The organism is Propionibacterium freudenreichii subsp. freudenreichii, assembly GCF_000940845.1.
Taxonomy (GTDB): domain Bacteria; phylum Actinomycetota; class Actinomycetes; order Propionibacteriales; family Propionibacteriaceae; genus Propionibacterium; species Propionibacterium freudenreichii.
Map to the genome: position 1 here is coordinate 1618904 of NZ_CP010341.1, position 20013 is coordinate 1638916.

Annotated in this window: 19 protein-coding genes; 8 read left to right on the plus strand and 11 right to left on the minus strand. The window is 68.0% G+C overall.

What is annotated here, in order from left to right:
• Nucleotides 1-207: 207 nt before the first annotated feature.
• The 3 genes from zwf to pgl are packed head-to-tail and all read left to right on the plus strand — an operon-like array spanning nt 208 to nt 3354.
• The gene (gene zwf, locus RM25_RS07035) at nt 208-1686 is read left to right on the plus strand and encodes a glucose-6-phosphate dehydrogenase (protein WP_230845408.1); all 1479 of its coding nucleotides are present in this window, start codon (nt 208-210) and stop codon (nt 1684-1686) included.
• A gap of 10 nt (nt 1687-1696) precedes the next feature.
• Nucleotides 1697-2599 (plus strand): glucose-6-phosphate dehydrogenase assembly protein OpcA, encoded by a 903-nt coding sequence (locus RM25_RS07040; RefSeq protein WP_044636231.1) that lies wholly within the window; start codon nt 1697-1699, stop codon nt 2597-2599.
• 11 nt (nt 2600-2610) lie between these two features.
• Nucleotides 2611-3354 carry a 6-phosphogluconolactonase gene (pgl, locus tag RM25_RS07045; RefSeq protein WP_013161375.1) on the plus strand — a complete coding sequence of 248 codons (744 nt, stop codon included), beginning with the start codon at nt 2611-2613 and terminating at the stop codon, nt 3352-3354.
• A gap of 316 nt (nt 3355-3670) precedes the next feature.
• Here pgl and RM25_RS07050 read toward each other — a convergent pair whose 3' ends face one another.
• From RM25_RS07050 to uvrC, 11 genes are all read right to left on the minus strand, one after another.
• Nucleotides 3671-4027, minus strand: coding sequence for an RNA polymerase-binding protein RbpA (locus RM25_RS07050; RefSeq protein ID WP_013161376.1), 357 nt, complete (start codon nt 4025-4027; stop codon nt 3671-3673).
• Between the two features lie 72 nt (nt 4028-4099).
• A complete protein-coding gene (gene secG, locus RM25_RS07055; protein WP_013161377.1) occupies nt 4100-4345 on the minus strand; it encodes a preprotein translocase subunit SecG in 246 nt (81 codons plus the stop codon).
• 137 nt (nt 4346-4482) lie between these two features.
• Complete coding sequence (tpiA, locus tag RM25_RS07060) at nt 4483-5271, minus strand: triose-phosphate isomerase (RefSeq protein ID WP_013161378.1); 789 nt, start codon at nt 5269-5271, stop codon at nt 4483-4485.
• 2 nt (nt 5272-5273) lie between these two features.
• Nucleotides 5274-6485 (minus strand): phosphoglycerate kinase, encoded by a 1212-nt coding sequence (locus RM25_RS07065; RefSeq protein WP_013161379.1) that lies wholly within the window; start codon nt 6483-6485, stop codon nt 5274-5276.
• A 163-nt stretch (nt 6486-6648) separates the two neighbouring features.
• Nucleotides 6649-7653, minus strand: coding sequence for a type I glyceraldehyde-3-phosphate dehydrogenase (gene gap, locus RM25_RS07070; protein ID WP_013161380.1), 1005 nt, complete (start codon nt 7651-7653; stop codon nt 6649-6651).
• 113 nt (nt 7654-7766) lie between these two features.
• Nucleotides 7767-9146, minus strand: a complete 1380-nt coding sequence (locus RM25_RS07075) for a hypothetical protein (protein WP_144406050.1) — start codon at nt 9144-9146, stop codon at nt 7767-7769.
• Complete coding sequence (locus RM25_RS07080; RefSeq protein ID WP_044636772.1) at nt 9143-9865, minus strand: ABC transporter ATP-binding protein; 723 nt, start codon at nt 9863-9865, stop codon at nt 9143-9145. The genes RM25_RS07075 and RM25_RS07080 overlap by 4 nt, the downstream gene beginning before the upstream one ends.
• Nucleotides 9866-9930: 65 nt before the next feature.
• The gene (gene whiA, locus RM25_RS07085) at nt 9931-10914 is read right to left on the minus strand and encodes a DNA-binding protein WhiA (protein ID WP_036942389.1); all 984 of its coding nucleotides are present in this window, start codon (nt 10912-10914) and stop codon (nt 9931-9933) included.
• Nucleotides 10915-10957: 43 nt separating this feature from the next.
• A complete protein-coding gene (locus RM25_RS07090; RefSeq protein ID WP_044636232.1) occupies nt 10958-11926 on the minus strand; it encodes a gluconeogenesis factor YvcK family protein in 969 nt (322 codons plus the stop codon).
• The gene (gene rapZ / locus RM25_RS07095) at nt 11923-12807 is read right to left on the minus strand and encodes an RNase adapter RapZ (protein ID WP_080713585.1); all 885 of its coding nucleotides are present in this window, start codon (nt 12805-12807) and stop codon (nt 11923-11925) included. The genes RM25_RS07090 and rapZ overlap by 4 nt, the downstream gene beginning before the upstream one ends.
• 195 nt (nt 12808-13002) lie before the next feature.
• Nucleotides 13003-14997: an excinuclease ABC subunit UvrC gene (gene uvrC / locus RM25_RS07100; RefSeq protein ID WP_044636233.1), complete on the minus strand. Its 1995-nt coding sequence runs from the start codon at nt 14995-14997 to the stop codon at nt 13003-13005.
• 120 nt (nt 14998-15117) lie between these two features.
• On the opposite strand from uvrC, the gene RM25_RS07105 reads away from it, so the two are divergent.
• The 5 genes from RM25_RS07105 to RM25_RS07125 all read left to right on the plus strand — a co-directional run bounded on the left by RM25_RS07105 (nt 15118) and on the right by RM25_RS07125 (nt 20011).
• Complete coding sequence (locus RM25_RS07105) at nt 15118-16458, plus strand: histidine kinase (RefSeq protein WP_144406051.1); 1341 nt, start codon at nt 15118-15120, stop codon at nt 16456-16458.
• 2 nt (nt 16459-16460) lie between these two features.
• Nucleotides 16461-17114 (plus strand): response regulator, encoded by a 654-nt coding sequence (locus RM25_RS07110; RefSeq protein ID WP_044636235.1) that lies wholly within the window; start codon nt 16461-16463, stop codon nt 17112-17114.
• A gap of 102 nt (nt 17115-17216) precedes the next feature.
• Nucleotides 17217-18170: an ABC transporter ATP-binding protein gene (locus RM25_RS07115; RefSeq protein WP_044636236.1), complete on the plus strand. Its 954-nt coding sequence runs from the start codon at nt 17217-17219 to the stop codon at nt 18168-18170.
• On the plus strand, nt 18167-19333 hold the full coding sequence (locus RM25_RS07120) for an ABC transporter permease (protein WP_036942403.1): 1167 nt from the start codon (nt 18167-18169) through the stop codon (nt 19331-19333). Before RM25_RS07115 ends, RM25_RS07120 begins: the two co-directional genes overlap by 4 nt.
• 141 nt (nt 19334-19474) lie before the next feature.
• On the plus strand, nt 19475-20011 hold the full coding sequence (locus RM25_RS07125) for a GNAT family N-acetyltransferase (protein ID WP_013161391.1): 537 nt from the start codon (nt 19475-19477) through the stop codon (nt 20009-20011).
• Nucleotides 20012-20013: the final 2 nt, after the last annotated feature.

Consider the following 20013-nt stretch of genomic DNA (forward strand, 5'->3'; position numbering starts at 1 on the left):
GACCAGCCGCGTGGCCCGGTCCCTGACGCCGACATGACCGGCGAACTGCCAACAGGACAATCAAACAGCGGGCCTTAGTAGGGTGAGGACGTGAACTCCACACATCGAAGCTCGGCGAAATCCAAGCAGACCCCGCCGGCGCAGTCCGCACCCCTGACGCCACCCGTGCCGTGGGTCAATCCCCTGATCGATCCCGAAGACCGTCGCATGCCCCGCATTGCGGGCCCCTGTGCGCTGGTCTTCCTCGGCGTCAGCGGCGACCTGTCACGCAAGAAGCTGCTGCCGGCCGTCTACGACCTGGCCAATCGTGGCCTGTTGCCGCCGGGGTTCGGCCTGGTCGGTGTGGCGCGTCGCGACTACACCGACGCCCAGTTCGCCGAGATCGTCAAGCAGGATGTGCGCGAGAATGCTCGCACGCCCTTCCGCGAGGAGACCTGGAAGCAGTTGGTCACCGGGATCCGCTTCGTGTGGGGTGACTTCGACGACGAGGGCACCTTCAAGCGCCTGCGGTCCACCCTCGATGAGCTCGACAACAGGCAGGGCGCCGACGGCAACCATGCGTTCTACCTGTCCGTGCCACCGCGGATGTTCGAGGTGGTCGTCGACCAGCTGGAGAAGTTCGGCATGGTGGACCAGTCGCAGGGCTGGAAGCGCGTGGTGATCGAGAAGCCGTTCGGCCACGACCTGGCCAGTGCGAAGGACCTCTACCGGGCGGTGTCGAAGGCCTTCCCGCCCGAGTCGGTGTTCCGGATTGACCACTACCTGGGCAAGGAGACGGTGCAGAACCTGCTGGCCCTGCGCTTCGCCAACCAGATGTTCGAACCGATCTGGAACAACAACTACGTGGGCCATGTGCAGATCACGATGGCCGAGGACATCGGCATCGGCGGTCGCGCCGGCTACTACGACGGCATCGGCGCGGCCCGTGACGTGATCCAGAACCACCTGCTGCAGCTGATGGCGCTGACCGCCATGGAGGAGCCCAACAGCTTCGAGGCCAACCAGATCTCGATCGAGAAGCAGAAGATCCTCGCCGCGGCCACCACTCCGCGCAACCTCGACATCCACACCGCCCGCGGCCAGTACGCCGAGGGCTGGCAGGGTGGGCAACTGGTGCCCGGATACCTGCAGGAGAAGGGCATCCCCGCCGATTCGCACACCGAGACCTATGCGGCCATCCGGGTGGACCTGGGCACCCGGCGCTGGGCCGGCGTGCCGTTCTACCTACGGGCCGCCAAGCGCATGCCGCGGCGCGTCACGGAGGTGGCACTGGTGTTCAAGCGGGCACCCCACCTGCCCTTCACCAACACCGAGACCAGCGAACTGGGCACCAATGCCCTGGTGATGCGCATCCAGCCCAACGAGGGCGTGTCAATGCACTTCGGCGCCAAGGCGCCGGCGACGGCCATGGAGATCCGCCAGGTGAGCATGGACTTCGCCTATGCCGATTCGTTCAACGAGTCGATCCCCGAGGCCTACGAGCGGCTCATCCTTGACGTGCTGCTCGGTGAGCCGCCCCTGTTCCCCCGCCAGGAAGAGGTGGAGCTCAGCTGGCAGTTGCTCGATCCGGTGCTCCAGCACTGGGCCGAACAGGGCCCGCCCGAGCAATATGCGTCGGGTACCTGGGGCCCGAACTCGGGCATCGACATGCTCAAGCACGATGGCTTCACCTGGCGCAGGCCGTAGGAGACCGATCATGATCATCGAACTCACCAATACGAATTCGTCGGAGATTGCCGACGCCGCCATGAACGCCCGTCGCAGCACCGGACTGGCGTCCGGCCTGGTGATGACGCTCATCGTCGTCAGCACCCCGCAGCAGTACACCCGCGCCTTCGATTCGGCCCAGGCGACTGCCGCGGAGCATCCGTCGAGGATCCTCATGGTGGTGAACAGCAAGTCGACCAAGACCGCCATGGACGCCGAGATCCGCGTCGGCGAGGGCGTGCCCGGCGACATCATCACCCTGCGCCTGGCCGGCGAGCTCGTGGGCCGTGGCGACTCCGTGGTGCTCCCCCTGCTGCTCCCCGACCTGCCGGTGGTGGCCTGGTGGCCCGGACGCGGCACCGAGTTCCCCGCACAGGATCCGATCGGACGCATGGCGGATCGGCGCATCACCGACGCCACCAACGCCGACGACCCCGTCGGCACCCTGGTGGCCCGCGCCCGCGGCACCCACAGCGCCCAGGACACGGACCTGTCGTGGACCCGGCTCACGCGTTGGCGGGCCCTGGTGGCCTCGGCGCTGGACCAGTGCCGTCGCCCCGTGACCTCGGCGATCGTCGAGGCGGTGGAGGACAACGCGCCCGCCGCGCTGATGGCCGCCTGGCTCGACGTGCGACTGGGCGTTCCGGTGACGGTGAACACGTCCATGGGCCCGGGGATCACCGCGGTGCGCCTGGTCACCGACGCCGGCGAGGTGGCCGTACGTCGCGTGAAGAGCAGTGATGCCGAGTACATCGTGCCCGACCAGCCGCTGCGCACCGCTGCCCTGATCCGGCGCCCCGTGGTCGACCTGTTGTCCGAGGAGTTCCGCCGGCTGGGACCCGATGACTCCTATGAGCGCGCCCTCAACCGGTTGGGAGAGCGAGCCGGATGATGGCGCCGCCCATGACGAGCGCACCGCGCGTGCTGCGTTACCTGGACAACGAGGAGTTGACCACAGGTGCCGGCACGCTGCTGGTGTCGGCCCTGGCCGAGATGCAGCGCCGTCAGGAATATGTGAACCTCTGCCTGTCGGGCGGGCCCACCGTGCTGTCGGCGCTCACCCACTTCGCGGCGTTGGCGCGCACCGGTGCCTTCGATGCCTCCCGGCTGCAGCTGTGGTGGGCCAGCGAACGCTTCGTCACCACCACCGATCCGGTACGCAACTCCGTGCAGGCCCTCAGCATCCTGGCCGGCGCCGTCACCCTGGTGCCCTCCCAGATCCACGCCATGCCCTCACGCACCGGCAAGACCGACCCGGACGATGCCGCCTATGCCTACGCGAAGGACATCGGCGACACCCAGTTCGACATCACCATGCTGGAGTTGGGCGACGACGGCCACATTGCCTCGATCTTCCCCAACCACCCCAGCTATGCGGTGCAGTCGACCACCACCCTGCAGGCTGTGGGGGTGGCCGATGCGCCCATGGATCCCCCCGAGCGGGTGACCCTGACCCTGCCGGCCATCAATCGTTCGCGCCAGGTGTGGATGCTCGCCTCCGGAGCGACCAAGCAGGACGCGCTGGCCGGATCGCTGCGCGGCGAGTCCCGCTACCCTGCCAGCCAGGCCCACGGGGCCGACTGGACACTGTGGTTCGCCGATCAGGACGCCGCCGGGGAGCTCCCCTGCTTTCGTTGCGATCTGTGAATCCCCCACGCTGAGGCCCCGCCGGTAACCCTGCGGACAAGCCCGCACCGGGGAGAATCCCCCCTCGCGCTGCGGCGCCCTGCGCAGGGGTGCTGCGACCCGGCACACAGGACAGTTGGCCCGGACGCGGTTCGGCCCGACGCAGCGCAGCGGAGTTGGACACAGCACAACCAGACACGGCGCAGTAGGACACAGCGCAGCCAGACTCAGCGCAACCGGACTCAGCGCCGCCGGACGCAGTTCGGCCCGGACACTGGCATATCACCGTGGTGTCCGGGCCGAACCGTTTGTACTGGCCTGTGGGGGCTCTGCGTCCCTAGTAGATGACCTCACCGCGGTCGCGGCGGTCCTTCAGGTGCGCCAGCGCCTCCGACAGGATCGCCTGGGCCTCCTTGTCGCTGCGACGCTCCTTCACATAGGCGAGGTGCGTCTTGTACAGCTGCGTCTTCGGCGGCGGCGGCGGGTTCTTGGGGTCCCGATTGGCCGGGAGACCGCACTTCATGCACTCCCAGTCATCGGGAACGGCGGCCTCGGAGGCGAATGAGGGACGCGTCACATGGCCGTGCGCGCAGTAATAGGAAACCTGGATGCGGGGTGCGACCTCGCCGCGCTCCGCCTCCCCCATGGGACCTGCACCGACACGGCTGCCGCGGATAGCGCTGCCACTTGACACTGGATTGTGCTCCTTGCTGAGTCTTGATGAATTCAGACTTCAAGAATGAAGCCTACAAGGGGGGGTTGACGGTCAGCCGATGTGCTTGTAGAGCACAAGCAGGCCGAGGATGCAGGCAACCCACAGAAGACCGATGATGACGGTGAGCCGATTGAGCATTCGCTCCGCTGCCGAGGTGCCACCTGTGGAGGTGGACATTCCACCGCCGAACAGGTCACCCATGCCACCACCCTGACTGCGGTGGAGCAGGATGAACGCCGTGAGCACGAAGCTGAGGACAATGAGGACGATCGACAGGGTAATCGTCGGCCACGTCATAAGTGGAACTAGCATCACTTGGCAATGTTAACCCACCGTGGCGGTTTACCCGAACCGACGCTGTGCCACCACGGGCCGGGAAAGGGCCCGACAGCGCCGTGGCTGCCGGGCCCCTCACACAGTGATCGGGCAGCTGATCAGGCCTGTGCCATCGCGTAGAAGCGCACGATGGCGGCGAAATCATCGGCCTTGAGGCTGGCGCGACCGACCAGTGCGCCGTCGATGTCGGGCTTCGCCATGATGGCCGCCACGGTGCCGGGCTTCACGGAGCCGCCGTACTGGATGCGCACGGCGTCCCCGGTCGGGGCGTCGTACAGGTCCGCCACGGCGGCACGGATGGCGCCGCAGACCTCCTGGGCGTCCTCGGGGGTCGCCACCTCGCCGGTGCCGATGGCCCAGATGGGCTCATAGGCGATCACCAGGGAGGCAGCCTGCTCGGCCGTGATGCCGGCCAGCGCGCCGGTGACCTGGGCCAACACGTGCTCGACGTGCTTGCCGGCCTTGCGCACCTCCAGGCTCTCGCCCACGCAGATGATCGGCGTCAGGCCGGCGTCGAGGGCCTTGCGGGCCTTCGCGTTGACGACCTCGTCGGTCTCGGCGTGGTACTCGCGCCGCTCCGAGTGCCCGACGACCACATAGCTGCAACCCAGCTTGGTGAGCATCGACGAGCTGATGTCGCCGGTGTAGGCGCCGTCATCGTGGGGCGACAGGTCCTGCGCGCCGTAGACGATCGGCAGCTTGTCGCCCTCGACGAGCGTCTGCACGGTGCGCAGGGCGGTGAACGGCGGGATCACCACGCATTCGGACTGCTCGGGGTCGTACCCCTTGTCGGCCAGCGTGAACGCCAGCTTCTGCACCAGACCGACGGCGTCGATGTGGTTCAGGTTCATCTTCCAGTTGCCCGCCATGATCGGCTTGCGTGCCATGCTTAATTCTCCTTGTCCAGGACTGCCAGACCCGGCAGTTCCTTGCCCTCCAGATACTCCAACGAAGCGCCACCGCCCGTGGAGATCCAGCTGAACTGATCATCGGTGTATCCGAACTTGCGTACTGCTGCGGCCGAGTCGCCGCCGCCGATCACGCTGAATGCGTCGCCGGTGGCCAGTGCCCTGGCGATCGCCCTGGTGCCGTTGGCGAGCTCATCGATCTCCGAGACGCCCGCGGGCCCGTTCCAGAACACGGTCCTGGCGCCGGCGATCTGCTCGGCGAACAGCTTCTCGGTCGCGGGACCGATGTCGAGGCCCTCCTGGTCGGCGGGGATGTCGTCGACCGACACCACCGAGACCGGGCCGTCGACGGTGCGGGCGTCCAGGTCCATGCCCTTTGCCACGCGCACGTCCACGGGCAACAGGATCGACTTGCCGGCCGCCTTGGCGTCGGCCAGGTAGCCACGGCAGGCGTCGACCTTCGAGGCGTCGAGGATCGATCCGCCGACCTGCTTGCCCTGGGCCCTGAGGAATGTGTACGCCATGCCGCCGACAATGATCAGGGTGTCGGCCACCTTGAGCAGGTTGTCGATGACGGCCAGCTTGTCGGCCACCTTCGCGCCGCCCAGCACCACCACATAGGGGCGCTCGGGGTCGTGGGTGATCTTCGACAGCACCGACACCTCCTTGCCCACCAGTTCACCGGCCGCGCTCGGCAGCAGCTTGGCGATGTCGTAGACGCTCGCCTGCTTGCGATGCACCACGCCGAAGCCATCGGAGACGAAGTAGTTGCCCAGCTCGGCGTACTTCTTGGCCAGCTCCATGCGCTCGGCGTCGTCCTTGCTGGTCTCGGCGGGCTCGAAGCGCACATTCTCGACCAGGGCGATCTCGCCGTCGTTGAGGTTCGCCGAGGCCTTCAGCGCCGACAGCCCGACGGTGTCGGTGGCGAACTCGACGTGCTGGCCGAGCAGGTCGGCGAGCCGCTTGGCGACCGGGGCCAGCGACAGCTTGGGGTCGCGCTTGCCCTTGGGGCGGCCCAGGTGGGCCATCGCGGTGACGCGGGCACCCTGGCCCAGCAGTGCCTCGAGGGTGGGCAGCGCTGCCCTGATACGTCCGTCGTCGGTGATTTCCTCACCCTTGAGTGGCACATTGAAGTCGCAGCGGATGACGACGCGCTTGCCGCGCAGGTCACCGAGATCCGAAAGGGTTCTCACTGTTCATCTCCTGAAAACTGGTGGTTGATGTTGTCGATGGTGGACGCCGGCCCACCGGCCGATCGTGCAGGATCGGGAGCCCGGTGGTCACGCCCCGATACCCACACAGGGCGCGCCAGCCGAAGCCAGCACGCCCTGTGTGATCACGGTATTGAGTTGTGGATCAGAGCTTGTCGGCAACCAGCTCGGTGATGTCCACCAGGCGGTTGGAGTAGCCCCACTCGTTGTCGTACCAGCTCAGCACCTTCACCAGGTTGCCAATGACCTTGGTCTCGCTGGCATCGAAGATGCTCGAGTGCGGGTCAGTGACGATGTCGGTGGAGACGATCGGGTCCTCGGTGTAGGCCAGGATGCCCTTGAGCGGGCCCTCGGCGGCCTTCTTGACGGCGGCGTTGATCTCCTCGACGGTGACCTCGCGACCCGGGATGAAGCTCAGGTCGGTCAGCGAGCCGGTGGGAACCGGTACGCGGACGGCCAGGCCATCGAACTTGCCCTTGAGGGCCGGAATCACCAGGGCAACGGCCTGGGCGGCACCGGTCTTCGTCGGGATCAGGTTGATCGCGGCAGCGCGGGCGCGACGCAGGTCCTTGTGCGGGGCGTCGAGCAGGCGCTGGTCGCCGGTGTAGGCGTGGATCGTGGTCATGACGCCACGCTCGATGCCGAACTCATCCTCGAACACCTTGGCCAGCGGGGCCAGGCAGTTCGTGGTGCAGGACGCATTGCTGATGATGTTGTGCTTGGAGGTGTCGTACTCCTGCTCGTTGACGCCGATCACGAACGTGGCGTCGACATTCTTGGCGGGAGCCGAGATGATGACCTTCTTGGCGCCGGCCGCGATGTGGGCCTTGGCCTTCTCGCCATCAGTGAACAAGCCGGTCGACTCGACGACGACCTCGACGCCGAGATCCTTCCACGGAAGGTTCGCGGGGTCGCGCTCCTCGCACACCTGGATCTTGTGTCCATCAACGGTGATCGAGTTGTCGTCGTAGGTGATCTCGCCCGGGAAACGGCCGAGGATCGAGTCGTACTTCAGCAGATGGGCCAGCGTCTTCGTGTCGGTCAGATCGTTCACGGCGACGATGTCCAAGTCCGCCTTCTGATCCACCATCGCACGGAAGAAGTTACGGCCAATGCGGCCGAAACCGTTGATACCAACCTTGACGGTCATATAGACGATCCCTTCACGGTTCTTAAGTCTGTGCTCAGGCATCAGACAGGTGTTGTTGACAACCTCCAGCCTATCCGTGCGGGAGCCTGCAAGGAATGGTGCGGAGCAAACAATCAGTCGGTTGAACGTTGTTGCTCACGCAACAACCGGGTCTGCAACGGACTGCAGCACTCCTGTACCGCAAATACCAGCCCAATGCCAGCGACGAGCGTAGCCAGCAGCGTGATCAGCATGTCGGGACGCTGCGTGATCAGGGGTCCGGTGAACGGGAACTGGAAGGCCAATCCGGCCAGGGCGGGCATCACGGTGGCGACGACCACCGGGACGAGCACCTCCCGGCGACGGATCGCCGTCAGCAGGCCGCGCGGGGCCCCGGCGACCGACAGGGTGCGGGCGTCCCCGATGCGGTCCAGGATCTTGGCGGCCTGGTTGAGTCCCGACGACACCGCCGTGAGCAGGAAGGCGATGGACAGCGTCAACAGCACGCCCTGGCGCATGTCGCCCAGCAGCACGACCATGTCCTGGTCGGAGTCCGAACCGTTGCCGAACAGCGGCAGCATGGCGGTGAAGGAGGCGAGGAAGCTCGCCATCGACAACGCACCCACGGCCCGCCAGGTGGCCTTCGGTGCGTCGGCGATCCGCCGCCCGGCAATCAGCGAGGCCGCACTGTTGGCCCGCGATGCCATTGCATTGCCCAGCCACTGCACCAGCAACGGCCCCACGAAGTCGACCCCCGCGAGCAGCGCCGCCAGGGCGAGCACGATGGATCCGACGACCACCACGAAGCCGGTGTCGCTGATCAGCTGGCCGGCCACGGCCCAGCCCACGACGATCACCAGCGGAACGATCAGCCGGGCCTTCTTCAGCCCGGGGGCGGCCGTGCGCCGCACGACACCCAGCGGGGAGATCGCCACGCGCTGCAGGCCGATCACGGCCGAGGCAGTGGCGATCACCAGCACGGCGAGGCTGACCAGCCCCAGCCCGAGCGGCCCGATCCACATCGCTGCGGCGCTGAGCGCCTGCCCCTCGAAGTGCAGCGGCGACCACAGCGGCAGGGTGGCCAGGTAGACCACCGTGCCGCCCACCACGCCGACCAGGGCATGCCCGAATGCCTCGATGACGCCGATGGTGCGCACCTCGGCGGGACTGCCGCCCAGCAGCCGCACGATCGACAGCCGGCGCGCCCGGCGCAGCGCCCCCATCCGGGCCGCGGCCGCGCACAGCACCACGAGTGGCGCGATGAGCACCGCCCCCGCCAACATCGCCAGCAACACGTAGATGCCCGAATTGTCGGCCTGGAAGCGGTTCGATGGATGACGGTCGTGGTCGACGAAGACCATGACCCCTGCGGCGACCGACAGGGCGAGCGCCTGCACGACGGCGTACGCCACGACGGACAACACGGTGAGCACCCCGCGCGCATCACGGGCCGAACCCCCACGGCCGGGGCGCGTCACGAGCGCGGCGACCCTGACAAGTGATTGCGGCCTCATCGCAGTGACTCCCCCGGGGTCATGCCGGCTTCCGTGGCGGTGTCGGCGATGATGTGGCCATCACTCATCGTGACCGTCCGCGAACACCACGCCGCCACACCCGGATCATGGGTCACCATCACCAACGATGCCCCATTTGCTGACACAGAACTCGTCAGCACTTCCATCACCTCCCGGCCGGTGCCCTGATCCAATGCACCCGTCGGCTCATCAGCAAAGACCACCCCCGGTCCATGCACCAACGCCCGGGCAATTGCCACCCGTTGCGCCTGTCCACCCGAAAGTTGGCCCGGACGCCGTTGCTCAATCCCGGCCAGGCCGAACCGGCCCAGCCACTCATGGGCCCGCGCCACGGCCTCGCGACGGGACAGACCCGCCATGATCAACGGCAGCGCCACGTTCTCCTCGTTTGTCAGCTCCGGCAATAGCTGGCCGTCCTGGAAGACAAAGCCAAAGGACGACAACCGCAGAGCACTGCGTTCGGCATCCGATAGCGCTCGGATGGACCCTCCCTTGAGGAGGACATCCCCCTCGTCCGGAAGCAGGATGCCCCCAAGCACATGCAGGAGGGTCGATTTTCCGCAGCCAGAGGGTCCCATCACGGCCACGGTTTCGCCGTGCCGAATGGCCAGGTCAACACCAGCCAGTGCGGAGACCGGCCCATAGTTCTTGACCAGGCCTACGGCGCTCAGAACGTCGCGTGGATCATCGGGACTCATCATGGACCCAACGATTCACGCCACGACCCTCACCGCGCATCAGGCCCCGGGTGGATCCTCGGGTACTACCGCTCGGTGAGCATCTCCGGCGTCAGCGCCGCCTCGGTCGTAGGGACGCCACGATCGGTGGCGGTCTTGTCGGCCAGCGCGAGGAGCCGGCGGATGCGTCCGGCCACCGCGTCCTTGGTGAGGGGCGGGTCATTGAGGTGCCCCAACTCCTCGAGGCTCGCCTGGCGGTGCGCCAGGCGCAGTTCGCCGGCCGCCCGCAGGTGATCGGGAGCGTCATCCCCGAGGATCTCCAGGGCGCGTTCCACCCGGGCGCTGGAGGCCACGGCGGCGCGAGCCGAGCGCCGCAGGTTGGCGTCGTCGAAGTTGGCGAGCCGGTTGGCGCTGGCACGCACCTCCCGGCGCATCCGGCGTTCCTCCCAGGCGAGCACGGACTCGTGAGCCCCCATGCGGGTGAGCAACGCCGAGATCGCGTCGCCGTCGCGCACCACGACCCGATCCATCTGGCGCACCTCGCGCGCCTTGGCACTGATTCCCAGGCGACGTGCGCAGCCGACCAGCGCCAGGGCGGCCTCTGAGCTGGGACAGGTGACCTCCAGGCCCATGGAACGGCCCGGCTCCGTCAATGAGCCCCGGGCCAGGAAAGCCCCGCGCCAGGCGGCGACCTGGTCCTGCATGGATCCACCGACCACCTGGGCGGGCAGTCCCCGCACGGGACGCCGGTGCTGGTCGATCAGCCCGGTCCGACGTGCCAGAGCCTCACCGTGGCGCACCAGGCGCACCACATAGCGGGTGCGCCGACGCAGCCCGGAGGCATTGACCACCACCACCTCGGAATCGAAGCCGTAGAGCTCCGCGAGCGCGGTGCGCAACCGCCTGGCCGCGTTGCCAGAATCCAGTTCGGCCTCGATGACGATGTGGCCACTCACCACGTGGATGCCGCCGGCGAAACGCAGCATGGCGGCCACCTCGGCGGCACGCGCCTCGGGCTTCAGCTCCCCAACGGTCGCCAGCTCCGCCTTCACCTGCTGTGTCAGTGCCATCAATCTGTCCTCGTTGTCCTTCTCGTCGTCACCAATGGGGCTCTCACATCTCAAGGTCTGCCTCGGCGCCGCCCATCACCTCGCGGTAGACGGCGGCGAGCCTCAACCGATCATGCCGTGCCGTGTGGTCGTGCATCGCCACATCATCCACGACGAGATCGGCCCCGAGCGTTGCACATGTCTCGGCCAACGCCGCATCCGAGGCGGCGAAGGCCTCGTCGGCGACCACTGTATTGAGTCGCAGGCCGGGAGCATGCTCGGCGATCAGTTCGATGTGGCGGCTGGGCGAGAAGCCGGCGGTCTCCAACCCCGAGGTCACATTGAGCGTCAGGATCTTGTGGGCCGGGCTGGCGATGATGGCGGCCGCCAGCTGCGGGATGAGCAGATGCGGCAACACGGAGGTGAACCACGAGCCGGGCCCCAGCACGATGTAGTCGGCCCGCTCGATGGCGGTGAGCGCCTGCGGGCAGGCGGGCGGGTCGGCGGGCAGCAGGCGGATCGCCTGCACCCGGCCGTTGGTGGAGGCCACCATGTGCTGGCCACGCAGCACGTGCACCTCGTTGGGGAATTCGACCTCCAGGCCGAGCACGTCCGCCTCGATGTTCAACGGCTCGGTGGAGGCCGGCAGCACCCGTCCGCGCGCATCGACGAGCTCCCCGACCAGACCCAGGCCCCGGACCGGGTCGCTGATCGCCTGCCAGACGCCCTCGATGAGCAGGTTGCCCACCGCGTGGCCGTCCAACGGGCCCTCGGAACGGAACCGCGACTGCAGCACGGAGGCCCAGCGCCGTCCGTTGTGGTCGTCGCCACACAGGGCGGCCAGCGCCATGCGCAGGTCGCCCGGGGGAAGCCCGCCGAATTCCTCCCGGAGTCGTCCCGAACTGCCGCCATCATCGGCCACGGTCACCACGGCCGTCAGCTGATCGGTCACCTGCCGCAGCGCCGACAACGAGGCGGACAGGCCGTGGCCGCCGCCCAGCGCCACCACCGACGGCAGCTCGCCGCCGCTCATTCCAGCCCCAGGTCTCGGTGCAGGACGCTCACCTGCATGCCCCGGTGGCGCAGCCTGCCGGCCAGCGCCTCGCTGATGGCGGTGCTGCGGTGCTTGCCGCCGGTGCACCCGATGGCAAGGGTCACCTGCTGCTTGCCCTCGCGCAGGTATCCGGGCGTCACCACCTCGAAGAGGTGGTCGAGGGTGGTCAGGAACTCCTCCGCACCGGGCTGCTCCAGCACATAGTTGCTGACCTCCTTCGACAGGCCGGTCTGGGGCCGCAGCTCGGGTACCCAGTGCGGATTGGGCAGGAAGCGGACGTCGAAGACGAGGTCGGCGTCCAGCGGCACGCCATTCTTGAAGCCGAAGCTCATCACCTGCACGCGCAGGGTGTCGGCCACGTCGCCGCCATAGATGTGCGCAACCCGGGCGGTGAGCTGGTGCACATTGAGATTCGAGGTGTCGATCACCATGTCGGCGCTGGCCCGCAGGTCGGACAGCATGCGCCGTTCCTTGATGATGCCCTCCATGAGGCGGCCATCGCCCTGCAGCGGCAGCCGACGTCGGCTCGACTCCTGTCGGCGCACGATCACCTCATCGCTGGCCTCCAGGAAGACGATCTCCGGGGAGATGCCGTCGGCCTCCAGCTGGGTGAACACCATCGGCAGCTGCTCGAACATGTCGCGACTGCGCACGTCCAGGCCCACCGCGAGCCGGGTGAAGCCCGAGTTGTTGGCGGTGCCGATCAGCTGCGGCAGCATGCTCGGCGGCAGGTTGTCGACCACGAACCAGCCGAGGTCCTCCATGGCATGGGCGCAGGTGCGTCGGCCGGCGCCCGACAGACCGGTGATGATGACCGTGCGGGGATGCTTCGGAAGGCTGGGCGCCAATGTCTGGTTCACGCCCCAATTATTGCCGAGATGACGGCGGGTGCCCCGAAATGGAGCTTTTCGCCGTTCCGGCGGCGGGCCATGACGCATCCGTGCGCCCCGAGCGGGGTCGCCGTACGCTGCTCCATCCCGTCGGGCTCGTTCCCACCGGGACTCCTTCCCGTCGGGGCCCCTTCCCACCGACCAGCGGGCCGGCGCGCCCACCGGTCAGGCCGGTTGGCCGGCCCCGCTGGCGTCCTCGTGGGGGGCGGGACCCTCGCTGACGATCTCGCCGGTGGTCACGTTGATGGCCTGACCGGGCTGATCGGCACGCAATGCGTCCACGATGGCCTGCGCGGTCGCGGCGCCCAGGCCGGGCAGCTCGGCGATCTGGTCGACGGTGGCAGCCCGCAGCTTGCGCAGCGACCCGAAGTGGGACAGCACCGTCTTGCGGCGCACCGCACCCAGGCCGGGAACGTCATCCAACACGGATTCGACCATGGCCCGGGAGCGCCGCTGACGGTGGTGGGTGATGGCGAACCGGTGGGATTCATCGCGCACCCGCTGCAGCAGGTACAACCCCTCGGAGTCCCTGGGCAGGATCAGTGGGAAGTCCTGGTCGGGCAGCCAGACCTCCTCCAGGCGCTTGGCCAGGCCGATCACGCGCACCTCCGCCAGGCCCAGGGCGGTGATGGCGTTCTGGGCCGCCTCCACCTGCAGGGGCCCACCGTCGATCACCACGAGCGACGGGGCATAGGCAAACTTGAGGGGCTTGCCGGTCTCGGGGTCGATGAGCCCGGGCCCGCCCTGTCTGCTCGCCTCCTCCATGGCCCTGCGGTCGTTGATCAACCGGCTGAAGCGGCGGGTGAGCACCTCGTCCATGGCCCGCAGGTCGTCGGAGCCCTCGAAGCTCTTGATCACGAAGCGGCGGTATTCGCTGCGACGGCTCAGCCCGTCCTCGAAGACGACCATCGAACCCACCACCTGGGTGCCCTGCAGGTGGCTGATGTCATAGCCCTCGATGCGCAGCGGCACCTCGGGCAGTCCGAGGGCCCCCTGGAGTTCCTCGAGCGCCTGATTGCGCGTGGCGAGATCGGCGGCCCGCTTGGCCTTGTGGCGATCGAGGGCCTCGGTGGCGTTCTTGGCCACGGTGTCGAGCAGCACGCGCTTGTCGCCGCGTTGGGGGACGTGCAGGTTCACCCGCCCGCCACGCTGCTCGCCGAGCATCTCGGTGAGCACCGGGGCGGTGGGTGGCATCACCGGCACCAGGATCTCGTGGGGCACCCGCGAGTCGGAGTACAGCTGGAGCAGGAAGGACTCGACCAACTCGGATTCGTCGGCGTCATCGGCCCGGTCGGCGATCCAGCTGCGTTCGCCGCGGATCCGCCCGCCGCGCACATGGAACACCTGCACGGCCAGCTCGAGCGGATCCAGCGCGAAGGCAATGGCATCGGCGTCGGTGCCGTCGGGCAGCACCACGGCATTGCGTTCGGTCGCCTTGTCGAGTGCTCCGAGCGAGTCACGCAGCACGGCGGCACGCTCGAACTCCTCGTTCTCGGCGGCCTGGCGCATCTGCTTGGTCAGCTTGTGCTGCAGCTGGCGGGTGCGCCCCTCCCAGAAGCTGCAGAAGTCGTCGGCGATCTCGCGGTGCTCCGCGGCGCTGACACGGCCCACGCACGGTGCCGAGCACTTCCCGATGTAGCCGAGCAGGCAGGGTCGTCCGGCGGCCTGGGCATTGCGGAAGACCCCTGCCGAGCAGGAACGCATGGGGAAGATGCGCAACAGCATGTCCACGGTGTCGCGCACCGCCCACGCCTGGCCGAAGGGCCCGAAATAGCGATATCCCTTGCGCTTGGCGCCGCGCCCCACGTAGACGCGGGGGTACTCGTCCGACCAGGTGACGCACAGCCACGGGTAGGTCTTGTCGTCGCGATACATGATGTTGAATCGCGGGTCGTACTGCTTGATCCAGGTGTACTCGAGCTGGAGCGACTCCAGTTCGTTCTGCACCACGGTCCACTGCACGTGGGCCGCGGTGCGCACCATCCGTTGGGTGCGCGGATGCAGCGCGGAGATGTCGTGGAAATAGGAGTTGAGGCGGTTCCGGAGGTTCTTCGCCTTGCCGACGTAGATGACCTGGCCGTGCTCGTCGGAGAAACGGTAGACGCCCGGATCGGTCGGGATCGACCCGGGCGCGGGGCGATAGGTGGACGGATCGGCCATGATTCCGAGCCTAGACGCCCACCGAAGTGGCGACCGGGCACGCCGTGGCGCTCGGCAGGCACTCCCCCCGACCCCGGTGGCGGTCGGACCGGGAGCGCCATTCCCCTAGTCTTGCTCAGCGTGGAGACGCCAACAGCACCAGTGCGGCCCCGACCCTGGTCGGGTTTCCTGTCGTGGGCCGGTATCAATGACCCCTGGCAGCGGCCGGTTCCGCGCGTCGGGCGCGAGGACGTGCTGGTCGTCGTCGCCCTCACGGTGCTGGCAGCCGTGCTGACGGAATTGCAGCGCGGCCTGGGTTCGGTGGGCACGCCCCCGTCATCGCGCCCGGTCACCTATGCCCTGCTCGCCGCAACGTGCGTCCCGCTGCTGTGGCGACGGCGCTATCCCTGCACGTCGGCGGTGGTTGCGTACGTGGCGTTCATGGCGGTGTCGATGATGATGCCGATGGTGGGCGGCCAGCTGATCCTGCTCGTCGCCTTCTTCCTGAGCATGTACTCGGCCGCGGCGTGGGCACCGAACCGGCCCGGGATGCTGGTCACCATCGGGGTGGTCGCCGGCACGATCATCTTCTGGCTCATCTGGTCGTTGGCGGTCGGGGCGGGGGCCGAGAGGCTGCGCGGTGAACTCAACACGCTCGACCCGGGCAATGCGCTGATCTCACCGCTGGTCGCCTATCTGCTGTTCAACCTGCTCATCAACGGTGCCTTCCTGGCCGGGGCGTTGATCTTCGGGGTCTCGTCGTGGCGACGGGCCAGGGGCAATGCCGAGATCGTCGCCCAGCAGGCGCAGCTCACCGCGCAGGCCGATCAGCTGCGAGATGAGGCCGTGCTGCGCGAGCGCCTGCGGATCGCCCGCGACCTGCACGATGTGGTGGGTCACCATGTCTCGGTGACCGGTATCCAGGCGGCCGCCGCCCGCCGGGTGCTGGAACGCGATCCGGCGAGGGCCGCGGCGGCGCTCGCCGTGGTCGAGGAATCGACGCGCCAGGCCGTCACCCAGATGCGCGACCTGCTCGGCACGCTGCGTGCCGTCGATGAGGACGCCGCCGACTCACCCCATGGGGCCCCGACGCTGGTCCAGCTGCCCGACCTGGTTGCCGCCCAGCAGGGCCATGACCTGCAGGTTTCCCTCGACGTGGTGGAGAATCCGCCGGGGGCTGCCGCACAGGTCCCGCCGGTGGTGGCGCTCTCGTTGTACCGCGCCGTCGAGGAGGCGCTGACCAATGTGCGCCGCCACTCCACCGCCCACGAGGCGCAGGTGGTCGTGCGGGTCGAGGCGGGACGCTATGCGGAGGCCGAGATCCTCGATTCCGGACTGCCACGGCCCGATTCCACCGGAAGCGGACTGGGCCTGCTGGGCATGAGAGAACGCGCGAAGAACGTGGGCGGCACGGTGGAGGCCGGACCCCGCATGATCGGTGGCTATCGGGTGCGGATGCGTCTGCCCCTGGAGGAGGGCTGAACATGATCAGGGTGCTACTGGCCGATGACCAGACGCTGGTGCGTACCGGATTCGAGATGATCCTGGGCGTCGAGGACGACATCGAGGTGGTCGGTCAGGCCGCCGACGGCCGCCAGGCGGTGTCCGCGGCCGCCCGGCTGCATCCCGATGTGGTGTTGATGGACGTGCAGATGCCCACGATGGACGGAATCGCCGCTACCCGTGAGGTCGTCGCCGCCGACTCCGCGAGGGTGATCGTGCTGACCACCTTCGATCGCGATGACTACCTGTTCGACGCGCTGGGTGCGGGCGCCAGCGGTTTCATCCTGAAGAACTCCGATCCCACCGAACTGGTTGCCGCCGTTCGTGCGGTGGCGAACGGGGATGCCCTGTTGAGTCCCTCGGTGACGCTGCGGGTGATCCGTGCGATGGCGCAGGGCCACGCCCCGCGGGAGGTCACGCCCGGTGCCGACGCCGAGCTCGCCAGGCTCACCGATCGTGAGGTCGAGGTGCTGCGGGCCCTGGCCCGCGGCCTGTCCAATGCCGAGATCGCCGCCGAGCTGTTCGTCTCGGAGGCCACCGTGAAGACACATGTGTCGAATGTGTTGTCCAAGCTGGGCCTGCGCGACCGGGTGCAGGCCGTGGCGCACGCCAACCAGCACGGCCTGGTGTCCTAGTCACCACCGCGGCCCCGCGGCCCGGCCTCATCCGTTGGGGGGAGACCCGATTTCCGTCGTCCGCCCGATGTGCGGGCGCGGCGGTGCCGGCAGGCTGGTCACATGCTTGCAGTAGATCACCTCACCCGAAGTTTCGGTGAGCTCATCGCGGTAGACGATGTCAGCTTCACCGTGCCCGACGGCAAGACCATCGGCTTCGTCGGCGGCAATGGCGCCGGCAAGACCACCACCATGCGCATGATCATGGGGCTGCTCACCCCCGATTCCGGCCACGTGCAGTGGGATGGGCGCCCGATCACCGCCGCCGATCGGCGCGGATTCGGCTACATGCCGGAGGAACGCGGCCTGTATCCCAAGGAGCCCGTGCTGGAACAGCTGGTCTACCTGGCCCGCCTGCGTGGGGCCAGCCGGGCCGGCGCCACCGCAGAGGCCACCACCCTGTTGGAGGCCTTCGGGCTGGCTGATCGGGCCAAGGACAAGCTGGAGAAGCTGTCCCTGGGCAACCAGCAGCGGGTGCAGATCAGTGCCGCCGTGATGACCGAGCCCACGAGGACTTCGGGAGTCAGTTGGGGTGCCGCCGGGGCGGTGCAGATCAGTGCCGCCGTGATGACCGAGCCCACTGCCCTGTTGCTGGACGAACCGTTCTCCGGGCTAGACCCCGAGGCGGTCGACTCGCTGGCCCAGATGTTGAAGACGCGTACCGCGGCCGGCACGCCGCTGCTGTTCAGCTCCCACCAACTCGACCTGGTCGAGCGCTTGTGCGACGGGCTGGTGATCCTCTCGCACGGCAGGGTCGTTGCGCAGGGCGGCCGCGAGGAGCTGCGCGACCGCGGCACGAACCACTACCGACTCACCATGACCAGCGACACGGGATGGGTCCGTGACGCACCGGGAACGACGGTGCTGGACGTCGCCGGACCCACGGCCCTGTTGTCGTTCGATTCGGACCGGGCCCGTCAGGGGCTGCTGCGGGCAGCCATCGACCACGGCGATGTGATCGAGCTGGCGTTGGTGCGCCCGAGCCTTGCCGACATCTACCGAGAGGTGACGAAGTGAACAAGCGCCAATGGACCCTGGTGGCGGGCCACGAGATGTGGGTGAAGCTCGCCAACAAGAGCTTCATCATCTCCACGCTGACGATGGTGGTGCTCATGGCCGCCGGCATCGCCTTCGGCGCCTGGCAGGCCAACAAGACCGACACCATGAGCGTGGTGGTCACCACCCAGCAGGCCCAACAGGTCGGCGAACGGGCCGGCGCCCTCGCCGGGGCCGCCAACGATCACTCCGAGCTGTCGGTGCGCCACGCCGACTCCGACGACCAGGCCCGCTCCGAGGTGACCGCCGGTGACGCCGACGCCTGGTTGCACTCGGATGGCACCAGCTGGCACCTGACCTTCAAGGACGACACCAAGTCCAGCCTCGAGAACTATGTGAGCGCCGCCGTGTCGACCAACGTGGTCAATGACCTCGCCGGACGGGCGGGCGAGCCACTCGACCGGGCACATGCCGCCATGACGGTCTCCACCGATGTGCTGGAGAGCTCGGAGAACCCCGGTGGCGAGCTGGTGGGCATCGTCTTCGCGATGGTCTTCATGTTCTCCTCACTGATGTTCGGGATGCAGATCGCCCAGTCCGTCACGGCCGAGAAGCAGTCGCGGATCGTCGAGATCCTGGCCGCCGTGGTGCCCGCCCGCCAGCTGATGCTCGGCAAGGTGGCCGGGAACACGGCCGTCGCGTTGTTGCAGATGGTGCTCTACGCGGCCATCGCACTGATCGGGGTGGCCGTGACGCCCCTGTCGACGATGTTGCCGAGCCTGTCAGGGGGCATCGGCTGGTTCCTCGCCTTCTTCCTGGTGGGCTTCCTGACGCTGTCGTGCCTGTGGGCCGCGGCGGGTGCCATGGCCCCCACCACCGAGGACCTCCAGTCGACGGCGCAGCCCCTGACCTGGCTGCTGATGGTCGTCTACTTCGCGGGCTTCCTGGCGAAGGGCAACCTGGCGGTGGTCCTGAGCTATGTGCCGGTGATCTCCTCGGTGGTGATGCCCACGCGCCTGGCGATGGGCACGGCCCATTGGTGGGAGGGGCTCATCGCACTGCTGATCACGCTCGCCTTCACCGTGGTGGCCATCTGGTTCGGCTCGCGCATCTACCGCCGGGCCCTGCTGCAGACCCATGGCCGGGTGAGCATCCGCGAGGCCATGTCGCACGAGAGCCTGTGACGACCTCCCCGTGCCCCGCCCCGCGCGGCCGGGCACGGGGATGGGGCGTCACGGCACCGGGATGGCCCATCGGGGCGATAACGCGCGCCGTGCAGCGGTAGGCGCTAGTCTCGGTGGGACATCGTCCCAAGGAGTCACGCAATGTTGCAGTGGCCATTTCCGCAGACATCCTTCGTCAGCGGGGATCTCACCATCGAACGCTGGGATGCCCAGCGCGACATGGATCGGCTCTGGCGCGCCCTCCAGGCGCCCGAGGTGTGGCAGTTCAACCCGCGTGGGGTGCCCCTGGATGCCCAGGACCTGGCGCGACGGATGGGCCAGCGCACCGATGGGCCCGAGCGGCTCACCTGGACCGTGGTGCTGCGCGGCGAGGTGGTGGGCACCACGAGCCACTTCCGGGCCGGTGAGGCCGTTGAGATCGGTGCCACCTATCTGACGCCGAGCACCTGGGGCACAGGGCTGAACCTGCGCGTGAAGCGCGTCATGGTGACCATGGCCCGCAGCAATGACGCCTCGGGCATCATCTTCCGTGCCGACGACCTCGATGAGCGTTCCAACAAGGCCCTGCTCAAGCTGGGTGCCAGCTTCACCCACAAGTCGGCCGAGAAGGTGCTGCGGGCCGACGGAACGCGCCGCATCACCCGCTTCTACCGGCTCGACAACGACACCTGCATCTGAAC

Bases quoted from the DNA above. Each gene is read 5' to 3' on its own strand.
- tpiA (WP_013161378.1), bottom strand. From the start codon at position 5,271: ATGGCACGCAAGCCGATCATGGCGGGCAACTGGAAGATGAACCTGAAC.
- whiA (WP_036942389.1), bottom strand. From the start codon at position 10,914: ATGGCACTGACACAGCAGGTGAAGGCGGAGCTGGCGACCGTTGGGGAG.
- RM25_RS07090 (WP_044636232.1), bottom strand. From the start codon at position 11,926: ATGAGCGGCGGCGAGCTGCCGTCGGTGGTGGCGCTGGGCGGCGGCCAC.
- RM25_RS07125 (WP_013161391.1), top strand. From the start codon at position 19,475: ATGTTGCAGTGGCCATTTCCGCAGACATCCTTCGTCAGCGGGGATCTC.
- uvrC (WP_044636233.1), bottom strand. From the start codon at position 14,997: ATGGCCGATCCGTCCACCTATCGCCCCGCGCCCGGGTCGATCCCGACC.
- pgl (WP_013161375.1), top strand. From the start codon at position 2,611: ATGACGAGCGCACCGCGCGTGCTGCGTTACCTGGACAACGAGGAGTTG.
- RM25_RS07075 (WP_144406050.1), bottom strand. From the start codon at position 9,146: ATGAGGCCGCAATCACTTGTCAGGGTCGCCGCGCTCGTGACGCGCCCC.
- secG (WP_013161377.1), bottom strand. From the start codon at position 4,345: ATGACGTGGCCGACGATTACCCTGTCGATCGTCCTCATTGTCCTCAGC.
- gap (WP_013161380.1), bottom strand. From the start codon at position 7,653: ATGACCGTCAAGGTTGGTATCAACGGTTTCGGCCGCATTGGCCGTAAC.
- RM25_RS07115 (WP_044636236.1), top strand. From the start codon at position 17,217: ATGCTTGCAGTAGATCACCTCACCCGAAGTTTCGGTGAGCTCATCGCG.
- RM25_RS07110 (WP_044636235.1), top strand. From the start codon at position 16,461: ATGATCAGGGTGCTACTGGCCGATGACCAGACGCTGGTGCGTACCGGA.
- RM25_RS07080 (WP_044636772.1), bottom strand. From the start codon at position 9,865: ATGAGTCCCGATGATCCACGCGACGTTCTGAGCGCCGTAGGCCTGGTC.
- RM25_RS07040 (WP_044636231.1), top strand. From the start codon at position 1,697: ATGATCATCGAACTCACCAATACGAATTCGTCGGAGATTGCCGACGCC.
- zwf (WP_230845408.1), top strand. From the start codon at position 208: ATGCCCCGCATTGCGGGCCCCTGTGCGCTGGTCTTCCTCGGCGTCAGC.